This window comes from Actinomadura roseirufa (genome assembly GCF_900659635.1).
GTDB lineage: Bacteria > Actinomycetota > Actinomycetes > Streptosporangiales > Streptosporangiaceae > Spirillospora > Spirillospora roseirufa.
The window spans coordinates 22,568-34,854 of record NZ_CAACVB010000065.1 but is presented as its reverse complement, the minus strand read 5'-3'; the positions used below and the strand labels follow the sequence as shown (position 1 = coordinate 34,854).

General features: G+C 66.6%; 9 protein-coding genes and 1 pseudogene. 4 read left to right on the top strand and 6 right to left on the bottom strand.

Annotation, left to right across the window (positions count from 1 at the left end; translation table 11 throughout):
• The first annotated feature begins 86 nt into the window (after positions 1-86).
• On the top strand, positions 87-881 hold the full coding sequence (locus E1291_RS16575; RefSeq protein ID WP_278045265.1) for an IS630 family transposase: 795 nt from the start codon (positions 87-89) through the stop codon (positions 879-881).
• Between the two features lie 91 nt (positions 882-972).
• On the opposite strand, the gene E1291_RS16570 is transcribed toward E1291_RS16575, so the two are convergent.
• From E1291_RS16570 to E1291_RS16555, 4 genes are all read right to left on the bottom strand, one after another.
• Complete coding sequence (locus E1291_RS16570) at positions 973-3,858, bottom strand: RNaseH domain-containing protein (protein ID WP_131738708.1); 2,886 nt, start codon at positions 3,856-3,858, stop codon at positions 973-975.
• Between the two features lie 75 nt (positions 3,859-3,933).
• A complete protein-coding gene (locus tag E1291_RS16565) occupies positions 3,934-7,254 on the bottom strand; it encodes a DEAD/DEAH box helicase family protein (RefSeq protein ID WP_131738707.1) in 3,321 nt (1,106 codons plus the stop codon).
• Complete coding sequence (locus E1291_RS16560) at positions 7,251-8,507, bottom strand: restriction endonuclease-related protein (RefSeq protein ID WP_131738706.1); 1,257 nt, start codon at positions 8,505-8,507, stop codon at positions 7,251-7,253. The genes E1291_RS16565 and E1291_RS16560 overlap by 4 nt, the downstream gene beginning before the upstream one ends.
• A gap of 97 nt (positions 8,508-8,604) precedes the next feature.
• Positions 8,605-9,840, bottom strand: a complete 1,236-nt coding sequence (locus E1291_RS16555; RefSeq protein WP_165495144.1) for a helix-turn-helix domain-containing protein — start codon at positions 9,838-9,840, stop codon at positions 8,605-8,607.
• Between the two features lie 193 nt (positions 9,841-10,033).
• Between E1291_RS16555 and E1291_RS16550 the strand changes: the two genes are divergently transcribed.
• The 3 genes and pseudogenes from E1291_RS16550 (at position 10,034) to E1291_RS44640 (ending at position 11,232) form a co-directional block, all read left to right on the top strand.
• Positions 10,034-10,216: a hypothetical protein gene (locus E1291_RS16550; protein ID WP_131738704.1), complete on the top strand. Its 183-nt coding sequence runs from the start codon at positions 10,034-10,036 to the stop codon at positions 10,214-10,216.
• 102 nt (positions 10,217-10,318) lie between these two features.
• Positions 10,319-10,834 (top strand): annotated as a pseudogene (locus E1291_RS45125) (recombinase family protein); the annotation flags it as partial.
• A gap of 20 nt (positions 10,835-10,854) precedes the next feature.
• The gene (locus E1291_RS44640) at positions 10,855-11,232 is read left to right on the top strand and encodes a recombinase family protein (RefSeq protein ID WP_278045264.1); all 378 of its coding nucleotides are present in this window, start codon (positions 10,855-10,857) and stop codon (positions 11,230-11,232) included.
• Positions 11,233-11,325: 93 nt separating this feature from the next.
• Here the strand turns inward: E1291_RS44640 and E1291_RS16540 are convergent, their stop codons facing one another.
• Complete coding sequence (locus tag E1291_RS16540) at positions 11,326-11,697, bottom strand: hypothetical protein (protein WP_131738703.1); 372 nt, start codon at positions 11,695-11,697, stop codon at positions 11,326-11,328.
• Between the two features lie 154 nt (positions 11,698-11,851).
• Complete coding sequence (locus E1291_RS45120; RefSeq protein ID WP_131738702.1) at positions 11,852-12,178, bottom strand: pentapeptide repeat-containing protein; 327 nt, start codon at positions 12,176-12,178, stop codon at positions 11,852-11,854.
• Positions 12,179-12,287: the final 109 nt, after the last annotated feature.

The following is a 12,287-nucleotide window of genomic DNA, read 5'->3' as shown; positions in this document are numbered from 1 at the left end:
CTGCGCTGCAGCCCGAGCAAGACCGGCCACATCGTCAAAGCCATCGCCGTCCTACAAAACCACCGCGTCACCCACAGCACCCGAGGATGAAAAGGGTTCATTGGTCGAGCCGTGAGATGTCCGCGTATCTGAAGCGGGAGGAGGACATCTCCGTCTCGCGCAGCGTGATCGTGCGGATATGGAAGGAACATGATCTGCAGCCGTGGCGGCAGGGCACCTTCAAACTGTCGCGTGATCCGGAGTGCGCCGAGAAGGTGATCGATATCGTAGGCCTGTATCCCGACCCGCCGGACGGCGCGGTGGTGTTGTCGGTAGATGAGAAGACACAGGTCCAGGCCCTGGAGCGGACGCAGCCGCTGTTGCCGATCACCTTTTCCAAGAATGAGAAGCGCACCCATGACTACGTGCGGCATGGGACCACGAACCTGTTCGCGGCACTCGATATCGCCACCGGCGAAGTGGAGGGAAAGTGCTTTCCTCGGCGCAGGACCGGCAAGTTCATCACCTTCATGAACGAAGTGACCAGGCGCCATGCAGACCGGGAACTGCATGTTGTCCTCGACAACCTTTCCACCCACTCCGGACCGGAGGTCGACGCATGGCTTGACGCTCACCCGAATGTGCGCTTTCACTACACCCCGATCGGAAGCTCATGGCTGAACCAGATCGAGATCTGGTTCGGCATCATCATCCGGCAGGACATCCGCCGCGGAAGCTTCGGATCACTGCGCATCCCCGTCGACACGATCAACGCCTACATCGCCAACTGGAACGCCGACGCGCGACCGTTCGCCTGGACCGCCAAACCCAAAGAGATCATCGCTAAGGTCCGCGTCCTCCAACGTGACTACAAGCGACTGATCACAAACAATACCAAGTAAATAGTTTTCAGTTACAGGACACTAGGCCAGCTCGACCTGTGCCTGGCACCGTTCAACCTGGGAAGTCACAACCCGTGATCGAGGTAGGAGCCTATTCGTCGACGAACTCTTCATCTTCGTCGGAGCTGGGCCGGTCTTCGGGTGGGGTGGAGCGGCGGTATTCGGGGTGGTCGAGGTCGATCTGTTTGGCGGCGTGCAGGGGTGCGGGGTAGCGGGATCGGTCGGACCAGGCGATGGTTTGGTGGCACAGCCGTGCGGTGGCGTGGGCGAGGGCCGCGCCGTCGATGCCGGGGCCGAGCACGATCGGGTGAATGCCGGTGTTGGTCATGGTATACCAGGGTGCTTTGAGCTCGTTCTTCCTGCGGTCGGCGGCATTTTCACCGCCCTTGCCGATGGAGGCGTGCCACCGAGTGAGAGTAGATCCGAGGCGTCCGCCGCCGCTGCCGTCATAGTTGCGGGGGACGTTGAACAGCATCCAGGTGGGGGTGCCGAAGTCCGTGTTCACCTTGTACAGCAGTGGGGAGGTGCGTGAGTCCTTGCTGGTGCCGTCCTTGTTGATGCGGGTGATTGAGTAGGGCTGGGGCATTTCGTCGGCGCTCATGTTGATGCGGATGACGGCGGCGGGGCGCTGGTGAGGTTGGATTCCTGCGCCTGGTAGCCAGGTGCGGCCTTCGTCGGGGTCGGGGGCGCGGTCGAGGTTCTTGTTCTGCAGGCCGGGCCAGATCCGGCGGCAGGCGTGGCCGTCGATGATGACGGCGTAGGGCTGACCGTCGAGATGTTCGGATAGGTCGGCCAGTGCTCGGTCGATGTCCCGGCCGGCTTCGGCCCACCGCTGGTTCTCGGAGGAGCCAGCGCCGTTCCGGTGTGCGGGGTAGCTGTGGGATTGGAAGATGGTGGCGGCTTCGCGGTAGGGCAGCCATTGGCGGTCGAGGGAGGTCCAGCCGAGCATTGTCCACACGCCGCCGGGTTCGGGGGAGGGGACGAGGGCGGTAGCGAGGATGATGCGGCGGGGCTCGCCGGAGGCTCCGGCGGGGCTGGCTTGCTTGCGGACGTGGACCCCGCAGAAGGTGATGCGGGGCAGGGCCGGTTCGCCGCCGTCGGTGACGAGGGCGAGTTCGAGGCGCTGGTCGATGATGCCGAGGCCACGGTACAGGTCGCAGAAGGCCATGTAGGCGGGGTGATCGGTCTCTGAGGGAGCGACGACCTCATCGGCCTTGCCGAACTTGCCGCGCCTCTTGCCCAGCAGGTACTGGGGAGTGATGTTGCGTTTGGTGAAGAACGGCTTGGTTTGGAATTTCGCGTCGATCTGCTCGATCCGCAGCGCGAGGGCGTCGGAGGTTTCACCCTTGAGTCGGGCTGGCTTGTCGGGGTACTCGGTCTCGCAGAACGCCCCGATCATCACCGTGTCGCCTCCGTCTAGGAACGGGGCGAACGCTTCGGCGGCGTCCGATCGTCCGCTGGCGGGGCCGTGGGCGAGGAACTTGGGTGCTGCCTGAAAGACGACACTGACGTGGTCGGTGAGGGAGATCTCGGTGCCTTCGGGCGGATCGAGCCGGGCGGGATCGAGGTCGTAGGCTCTGGCCAGGCAGTTGATCATGCGTAGGCGGGTCTCGTCCCGGTAGTACAGACACAGAATCCGGAGCCGGGTGTACCCGGCTTCGAGGATGGCAGCGTGTACGTCGGGCACGGGCGGGAAGCCGAAAGTGTCGTTGGGCAGTCCGGCCTTTTGGCGGGCGGCCTTGTCCTTGGCGCGCAGGGGGTCGGTGGGGCGGGGTTTGAAGCTCATGTCGGCCTGGACGATGTCCAGGCCACTGGCTCGATCGCCGAGCACGGCGTCGACGTGGTCGGCGAGCAGCCGCAGGTGATGGATGCCAGCACCGGTACCGACGGAGAACCCGTAGTTCTTGGGCATGATCGGACGGACCGTACCGGGCGGCGGGGTGATGAAGTGTGGCTTGTTGCCTGCTTCCCGGGCGGCTTTGACGGTGAGTCGTTCTGTGGCGGCGCGCTGTTCGATGTCGTGGAGCGGGGTGTCGTCCATCTTGAGGTAGGCCAGGACCTGCAGGGCGAGCCGGTTGACGGTGCGCATGCCTCCGCCGCCGGTGAGGGTGACCCGCAGCAGCGGCAGGCCGGGTTTCGGTTGGGCGAGCAGTGCGGTCTTGGCGTAGACGAGGTTGCTGTAGATGCGGGTGACGCGGGAGTTCAGCAGCAGTACCGGGTTGGTGATGTTCGGGAGCGTCTTCATCGTGAGGGAGATCAGGGACAGGGCGTACTGGGCGTCGCGTGCGGTGATGCGGGCGTGGTCGATCGGCTCGTCGCTGTTGTGAGAGCGGCCGAACGGCGCGTCCCAGGCGATGGCGTTGCCGTCGCTGTCGGGCAGGTAGTCGATCTTGCTGGGTTCCCCGGGCTCCCAGTCGTAGGTGTAGAGCTTTCCCTCCTTGTTTGGCTTGCGAAGCGGGAGGAGCTTGGTGACGTTGAACGGCTGGGAGGTTAGTTGGCCGGTTAGGTCCCACACGATGGTCTTGTACACCCAGTCGGGCACGACGGGCTGCTGGCCGTGGCGGGGGGTGAGGAAGGCGGCCAGATGCTGGTGTCGTTCGGGGGTGTCGGCGATCAGGCGCGCCAGGTGGGTCGGCTGGCGGAGCGTGACGGTGTCGATCGCCTCGCCGAGCGCGAACCCTTCCAGGTAGGTGAACATGCGCATGAGAGTGGCGTCGCTGATGGGTTCCTTGGAGGCCAGGAAAGCGCAGTACTTGTCGAGGTGGACGTAGCCGCCGGTGAGCGCCCGCAGGACGGTGGTGGCGATGCTGTAGGGGACCTGCTCGGGCCCGCCGCGGCGGGTGCGCTTGTTCAGGTCCCGCCACGCGCCGCGAGTCTCGTTGTCGAAGAGTCGCAGATAGACGGAGGAGTCGCCGACGAGGTGCGGGGTGCACCGTAGGGCGAGGGTGTTGGCGTAGGGAGCGTGCTCGCGGGCCACGGGATCAGCGTCTCCTTGGGATCTTTGGGAAGGCGATGTCATGGAGGGGTGTGCAACGTGAGGCGGGGAAGTGCCTCATACCTGGTCGGGGTCGATTCCGGCGTAGGACAAGAACGCGCCGAGCGCCTCGCCGTACAGGTCGTTCATGCGGCGCTGGACCTCGGGGGGCCAGCGGGAGTGGATGCGCTGAATGATCGTCGTCAGGTCCGAGCTCCAGGTTTCGTCCTGGAACGAGTAGTCGACGAGGTGCAGGTTCATGTCGGTGCCGCCGCGGCGGGCACGGCCGGCGAGCTGGATGAGGTTGACGAGCATCCCGGCGATGACCTGTTCTTGCAGGGTGTGGGTCATGGCGGAGAACTGGGTGGGGGAGCGAAGGATCAGGCCGAGTTGTTCCCACGCCCGCTCGGCGGCGACGCGGACCGCCTGGAGGGGGTCCGCGTCGCCTTTGGCGGGAAGGGCGCTGACGCCTGCGGCGTTGACGCTGCCGTACATCCAGGCGGGTTCGTCGATGGTCAGCGGCGGCCGGGTGCACAGGTAGATCGACTGGACGGCCGAGCGGGTGGCGACGACGATGTTGAGGCCGCGGGCGATCACGGACAGCGGGGCGATGAGGATGTCGCCGAAGGTGGGGAAGTCCTCGAATTCTTCGGGCGTGATCGGCCGGGCCAGGCTGGCCGCGGGTAGGTGGCGGGCGTAGCGGTTCGGCTCGTTGGAAGGGACGGCGACGCACACCCGGTGGTTGAAGCCTTTGGCACGGGACAGGCCGAGCGCTAGATGGGCGCATTGCTCGTAGCTGTTGGCAGCCAAGATGACGCGGGCCCGATCACGGTCACGGGTGCTGCCGCGCAGTTTCTCGATCTTCTTGGAGATCTTCTGTTCGTACAGGCGGGCGCCGAGTTCGATGAGCGCTTCGGGTTTGCCTTTGGGATGGGTGCCGGCGATCCGGATCGGTTCGCCCATCATCGGATGCCCTGCCCCGTAGGTGAGGGTGTGGCATTCGGTGACGATGGAGCGGGCCTGGGCGTCGGTCATCCACCAGGAGACCGGGGCGTGCACGTGCTCACGGACCGCTTCGGGGAAGTAGGCGGTGGCCGACAGGCCGATGACGGGCCGCTCCACCCGGGCGGTGAGCAGGGACACCAACCCGCCGAGTTCACTGACGTAGGTATGCGGGTCACCGGAGATGTTCTGCGCCGATAGTTCGGCGTCCTTCTCCTTGTTGTCCAGGCCGGTCACCCGGTAACCGGTGATGGCGCGGCCGAGCATCCCCAACGGCAGGACGGAGTTGATGGATCGCGGCTGGACGTTTTCCAGGATCCGGTTGGCCGAGGACAATCCGGAGTGCCGCAGCTGCTGCACGTCGTCGCGCAAGATGCCCAGGCAGGCGTCGAGTTCCTTGAGGTAGCCGCGGACCACCAGGAGGTTGATTGCGCGGCTGCGGCTGCGGCCCTCGGGAATCAGCGGGGTGAGCAGGCCGTGCAGTTCCAGTTTCACCAGGTCCAGGAAGTCTTCGCCGCGTGGCGCCGACAGCGCGTCCAAGGCTTTGCCGACATCCTGCCAGTGGCCGCTCCGGCCGCCTCCCGCCGCTGCGCCGCTGTCGGCGCTGTAACGTTCGGGCAGCAGGGCATCCAGCTTGGCGTACAGGTGGGCGGGGATGGGCTGGCCTGCGGTGATCTGCCCGGGGAAGAGCAGGTCGATCAGTTCACGGTCGCGTGCGTTGGCCAGGCGCCACCCGGCGTTCTGCCCGCCGCCGCTGCGCCGTCTTGTTGTGTCGTCGTCGCTGACGGTCAGATGCAGGGCGCCGTGACAGATGGCCAGCAGCAGGGATTCGGCCATCAGCCGCACGTGGCTGACGGAGGTGACGAGGCTGGATTCGACTCGGAGCGGCAGGTGCTTGGCGTCGGTGTCGAACTGCTGGGGCGCAGACTCCCAAGGGCGGCGTGTATGGAGGACGATCTGGGTGGCGCACTTGTCGACCACGTTGGACTGGAACTGGTCGATCTCATCGATTACGACCGCGTGCGAGGTTCGTACCACGAACTCGCGGACGGTCAGGCCGCTGGTCGGCCGCCCGTCGAGGTTCACCCCGATCTTAAGAGTGCCGTCGATGAAGTTGTGGTGGTTGGTGACCACCACCGCGGCGTCGCAGGAGGCGTAGACGGGAGCGAACTTCCCACATTGGGGGATCCACGGGCAGGCGGCGAAGGTGGTGCCGCGCTGCAGGGTCAGGCAGTTCTCCTGCCCGGGAGGGTAGGTGCCGGCGCTGTCGAGGAATCGGGTCTGGGCGCAGCCGTAGGCGAGGGCGTCGATGTCGCGGGCCCCGCGTCTTCCCCACTCGCCGGGGGCGTGGGGTTCCTCGCGGATCAGGGTGGCGTGCTTGAGGGCGCGTTCGTGCCTGCGGCCCGGCGCCATGAGGGGAACGCACGTTGCTGGCCCCTTGAGGTGGCCTTCCTGATGCAGGTAGTTCAGGTCGGCGGAGATGTCCCACGCGGTGGACAGGGTGGCTTTCACATCAGGGACGACCAGCGTGATCCGTAGGTCGTGGAGAGCGAACCAGGAGGCCAAAACCCTGACCAGAACGGTCTTGCCGGTACCGGTCGGAGCGTTGAGGATCTGGGTTCGGCCCGCTAGCAGCCGCATCACCTCCACGCCCGCGGAGTCCTCGCATTGCAGTTCACGGAACAGGCGGGTGAGGGTGGTGTGCAGGTACCGGTCGTCGTGACCGTCGTAGCGGCGCTCGACCACGGCAGCCACGTCCAACAGTTCCTTCACGGTCGGCGCGATCTCTTGGATGTGCGGGACGGTGACGGCGGTCGGCAGGACCGAATGGTCGGGGGCCTGCACAAAGTTGGGATAGGTGGGGATGTTGAGCTTGCCGTGGATCGAACCCTCACCGGTGACCCACACCTTCCGGGTACTCCAAACGCCGGGTCCGGCGAACTCCGGAGGCCGCAGCCGGGCGCTCGGGCGGCGGAACCGGGCGGTGATCCGGTCGACATATCCCAGCAGGTCGCCACCAACATGAGGGTGGGCGGCCTCGGCCCGGGACGGGACCGGCCCGGCCAGCAGGAACGGATGCACCACCGCCGCGATATCGCCGTCCTGATCGCCGTCGTCGTGGAGGGCGCCCAGCCGGGAGCGGGCGGCCACTGCGAAACGGTGCGCGTCTGCCAGGTCCACCGGTGCCAGGGACATCACGTCGGCGATGCGGCGCCGCTCCTCGTGGTCCAGGAGGGGCCACCGGTCCCAGGCCTGCGGTTTGCGGCTGGCGAAGAACGCGGCATCGCGGAAGGCGGCCAGAAGCCGGCCGTCCTCGTCGTGGTGGGGGAAGTAGTGGCCAGTCAACGCCAAAGCGGCGTATATGTAGGTACCCCGGACGGACAGTTCGTTGCTCATGCCCACTGCACTCCTGCCTCGGTGCACACCATCACCGCGAAGTCGGTCGCTGCCAGGGCTCTCATGTCGTACGTGCGGCAGATGCTGTCGAGCATCGGCACCTGGCCGGCCCGGTGGTCGGGGACGATGAGCCAGCGTGCGTCGCCGCGGTCGCCCTGCGCCCGGTGGATCGACTGGCCGAGAGTGTGGCCGTGCGTATAGTCCTTCAAGTCGGCTTCGAACACCGCCGTGCTACCGTCCGGGCGGCGGATCTCGATCCGGTGGTCGTAGGCGTCGCTCATCGGCCACAACTGCACCTTCGCCCCCGTTCCGGCCAGCCGCTGTTCCAGTACGTGGTGCAGGCGAAGTTCGGGCAGGCCGGGAACGGTGGTGTATCTCCACACCCCGCGGTCAAGGGCTTTGCAGCCGCTGGCCGGGCGCGCCTGAGGCGGTTCGTCCGGGACCGACAGGTGCAGCGGGGCTTCCCGGGCGGAAGGTTGGCTAGGTTCGGTGAACGGCTGCAGGACGGGCGGGCCGCCGTCGGTCGGCTGAAAGGAGTAGCGGGCGCCGGTGTCGGCGTGCCGGGCGTAGAAGCACTCGACCTTCCCGTACTCCCGACCCGCCTTCTTGTGCTCCGTCACCTTCATCGGCCACCGGCACACCGGGCAGCCGAACCACCAACCCTGGTAGAGCGACTGGTAGGAGATGTCGGCGTAGAACCCGACGGCCTTCAGAGGCAATCCCAGACCCGACAGCTCCTCGGCATCACCGGCAGGGCGGGTGATGAGGTTGCGGCGATCATGAACGTACTGGTCCGGTCCTCGGCCGGAGATCGCCTCGAACACCTCGGCCTGCGCGAGATGGCTGCGGACCGTGTCGGCGCTCACTCGCTGACCGGAGAAGTCCCGCAGGCTCCGAATCAACGAGACCAGTTCAGCGTGCTCCCAGCGAAGGTCGAACGCGTCCTCGGTGACGTACCCGTCGCCGTCGAGGATGGTGAGACCGTCCAGACCCTCATTGGAGATCCAGGCGGGCAGCAGGTCACCGAAGGGGCCGCGCAGTTTGGCACGGAACTCCCCGAACGGGAGCCGGGTAGCGGGGCCGAGCGCTGCGAGCACGTCTCCGTGACACTCCATCAGGGTCGCTAGGCGTTCCTGCGGGAGCAGGCCGGGAGCAGTGAGCGCCTCTCCGGCCAGGATGTACGCGGTGTTGAGCACGGACAGAGCTTCGGTCTCACCGAAGACGACATCGCCGTCGGGCGGTACGGGGGCCATGCCAAAAGACAGTAGACGCAACCACCGACAATTCTGGAGCCAGTAATAGCTTACTCGACGGTAACTCTAGAAATCGATCAGGAATGACCCATATTGCCTAGTCCGGGGGGATGTCCGCATTGTGGTAAATGGCACCATATTGGTGACCATATTCCAGGACGTGGCGGCGGCCGAGGTCGGTCAGGTGCCAGCGGTACTCCCGCACATGGGTGCCGTCGGTGGCCATCACCGGTCGTGACTCGATGAAGCCCCGGCTGGCGTGCGCGTTCGGTGCGGGCTTGTACCCGACAGCCAGGTAGAAGGGGGCCTTCCCTGCCAGAGAGTTCTCAGCGAGCCCGTCTGCGCCCGCTTCGATGATCCGCACAACGGTCCGCCACAGCCATTCCGACAGCAAATGCTCCGGCGGCCCGGGTTCGCGAGGCTCCTGCAATCCCGCGCGCGCGGCCGCCCTGCCCACCCGGTGAAGCTCCACCAAGACCCGAGCGACCACACCGACGCCCGGCACCTCGATCCGATCCTCACTGACTGACAACAGCCCGTGACGCGCCAGCGCGTGCAGGGTCGGGCCCGCGCCAGGATCATGGAGTCCGCGGGCTCGTAGCCGTTCCTGCAACCGGGTGTAGCCCACGAGATCAGCGGCGGCGCGCAGTGCGAACGGCAGTTTGCGCCACTGTGCGGCGGGAGGTACGGGCAACTGCTGGGCGCGCCGCATCCACATCTCCACCTCGATCATCCGGTCCTCTCGCATGACCTCACCGAGGTAGACCCGCTGCCGGTCGTTCAACGAATCCCACCGCTTCAGCGCCGCTGCACTCGGCGGCTTCGCCTTGGGTTCAGGCAGCGCGGGCAACTGGTCGCCTGGCCGGGAGCGGATCCAGGCGTCCAGCACCATGCGAACGGGTACACCGTAGAGCTGGGCCAGCCGCCGCACCAGGCGGCCGGTGCACTGCGGATCTCGCCACTTCCAGCCGCGAACTGTGCGATTGCGCTCAAGGTCACGTAGCTTGGTGGCGCTGGCAAATAGCTCCCGGCCCAGCGGCTCCTCTCGCAGCACGGCAGCGGCTTTCTCTGTCGACAACCCCGCCGCGAAGCGCAAGTCAGCCAACGATTCGGTGCCCGGCTGACGGCCCGTCAACTCGGGGATCGAGCATCCGAGCGCCTGCGCCAGGGCTTTCACGTTCTTCGCCTCCGGGACGTGCCGTCCCTCCTCCCAGTAACCGACCATCCGGGTCGTCGCTCCGACCTTCGCAGCGAGCTGACGCACATCCAACCCCGCCTGCACCCGCAGGGATCTGAGGCGATCCGGATCGACCGTGAGGAGACGCCGCACCATGCCTCCACTTAAACGCAACGAAGTCTTCGTCACAACAGTCTTTGGGAAGCTATGAGCTTCCCCGGTGTCACGGCCACGTGACCTGAGTTGGCCGTGGGCCAACGGGGAGGGGAGCGTCCCGTGCCGCCGCCTCATCCGCCGGAGTTCCGGCGAACATGCTGTCGAGCTGGCCCGGACCGGCGACAAGCCGGTCATGGCGCTGGCCAAGAGCCTGGGCATTAGCCAGTCGTGCCTGAGCAGTCGGGTTCGGCAGGCAGAGGCTGACGAGGGTCGCACGAACGGCCTGACCAGCTCCGAGAAGAAGGAGCTGGTCGAGCTGCGCCGCAAGACCAAACAGATGGAACCGGAGAATGAGATCCTCAGACGGCTGCGATAGGGATTATCGGAGGTCGTCCGCGGCCCGGTCTCCTCCACCTGCGAAGTCTCCGGGAGCTGGCCACGGGCGTCCGATTCATCCGGGCATGAGGCGCGTGACGCCGATGAGGTCGAGCGTTACCTGTGCCCGCGGTGCGGTGTCGAGCCGGGTTCGCCGTGCCGGTCGCGTTCGGGTGCGGTGGCCGGTACCTACCACACCGGCCGGTTCACCAAGGTTCCCCGGCTGGCGAAGCTGCTGCGGGTGGCGACCCCGGCCGACCGCGCGCCCGGGACCCCGTGGCGGCCCGGGACCGCGCCGCCAGCGCCGGTCACCGGCGACCGGCCCTCGGCCGACATCCGGATCGGGTACGCCCGCTGTTCCTCGCTCACCCAGGAACTTCAGTCACAGCTGGACGCCCTGGAGGCGCACGGGATCCCGCGCGAGAAGATCTTCTCCGAGAAGATCTCCACCCGGGTGAAGGTCCGGCCCGAGTTCGAGAAGGCGCTGGCGGCCGCCCGGCAGATCAAGGCCCACGCCCCGCACTGCCGCGTCATCGTGACGGTGTATGAGATGAAGCGCCTGGGCCGCGACGCCTCCGAGCTCACCGCCCTGGCCGACCATCTCACCGCGCACGGCCTGGTACTGGAGATGCTCGGAGGGTGCCGCTGGCCGGGATCTACGATCCGTCCGGGCCGGGCCGGATGCTGTTCGCGTTCTTCGCCGCGATGGCCGAGACCGAACGCGAAGCCATCCGGGAGGCCATCCTGGAGGGCCTGGACGCCGCCGCCCGCAAGGGCAACCACGGCGGCCGCCGCCCCGTCATCACCGACGACATGCTCCACACCCTCCTGCGCCGCAGAGCCGCCGGCGAGAAAGTGGACGATATCCGCAAGGACCTGATCATCCCCACCGGGAAGAACAAAGGCCACAACCCCTCCCCGGCCAGCATCTACCGGGCCCTGGCCGAGCACGAGAAGACCAGCGCCTACCCCGAGGCCGTGGAGCAGGCACACGCGGACTTCCCCGCCCTGCAGTAGTGCTTGATCGAGAAGCCCACGTCATCATCGGCCAGCCAGCAGGTCGTCGCGCCCCATGCCGTGGACGTCGGGAAGAAAGTGCGGAGGCAGGCCCTACCCGATGAGGAAGCAACGTTCTTCCTCGAAGCACGTCTGGGTCCTGCAGCGCGAGCTGAAGACGTGCAGGATCTGGCGGGCGGCCGACGGAGCAGTCCTGGCCGTCTCCATGAACCTGGCGAGCTCGCGGTGGAAGGCGTCCCACTGGCAGGGGCCGAAGCCGGGCAGCACGGGCCGGGTCCCGGGCCCGTCTGCATCATCGGGGAAGCCGGGCTGAGCCGCGGACCGGTCGCCGCCGTAGACGCGCACGTGGCGGGGCTGGGAGAGCAGATGACCCAGCGAACCGGCCGCGAGGATCGTGCCGCTGGTCACCTGGTACAGGGCGACGGCGGCCGCAGCCCGCACCGTAGTGAACACGATTACAGACAAGAACCAACGGTAGTGCACAGGAGTACAGGAATCAGGAGCTTCCGAAGTCCTTTGCAAGCAGCGCTATAGCCCCGCCAGTGAACATGACTACGGGAATCGACACTGGCAGACGGCATCGCCACAGTCTCACAGAGGATGATCGTTTCCCAGACACTCAGAACCGGGTGTGCTCGTCCACCCCCGCCGCCGCCCGCACCGCTGTGGCGGAGAGCCCCTTGATGCCCCATAGGTCCGCGCCCCGCGGGTCTGCGTTCCGTAGGGTGGCATCACGCAGGTTCGTATCCCGCAAGTCCGCACTCCGCAGATCCGCCCCTGGCCGGCGCGCTACAGCGTATCCGGCCTGGTGGACCCCGACAGCCTCGAGATCGTCGTGGACGACCTGGAGATCGGGCCCTACCACGAAGAAGCCCACGCGGTTGAAGCGTTGACTAGGCCGCCAAGGTCTGAATCGCACCAGGTGTCGGCGGGCGCAAGCTGCCATGCACGAACCGCCTCGATCTAGAAGCGTTCGTCCTTCGAATCATCCGTCTTTGTATACGGCTGGGTGGTGTTGGCCGCGGGGGCTAGAGTTCTACGGAGTTGGCCGGGGG

Excerpts from the sequence above, each read along its gene's own strand:
- E1291_RS45120 (WP_131738702.1), bottom strand. The coding sequence starts at position 12,178 with ATGGCAGCTTGCGCCCGCCGACACCTGGTGCGATTCAGACCTTGGCGG.
- E1291_RS16560 (WP_131738706.1), bottom strand. The coding sequence starts at position 8,507 with ATGGCCCCCGTACCGCCCGACGGCGATGTCGTCTTCGGTGAGACCGAA.
- E1291_RS16550 (WP_131738704.1), top strand. The coding sequence starts at position 10,034 with ATGGCGCTGGCCAAGAGCCTGGGCATTAGCCAGTCGTGCCTGAGCAGT.
- E1291_RS16565 (WP_131738707.1), bottom strand. The coding sequence starts at position 7,254 with ATGAGCAACGAACTGTCCGTCCGGGGTACCTACATATACGCCGCTTTG.
- E1291_RS16555 (WP_165495144.1), bottom strand. The coding sequence starts at position 9,840 with ATGGTGCGGCGTCTCCTCACGGTCGATCCGGATCGCCTCAGATCCCTG.
- E1291_RS16575 (WP_278045265.1), top strand. The coding sequence starts at position 87 with ATGAAAAGGGTTCATTGGTCGAGCCGTGAGATGTCCGCGTATCTGAAG.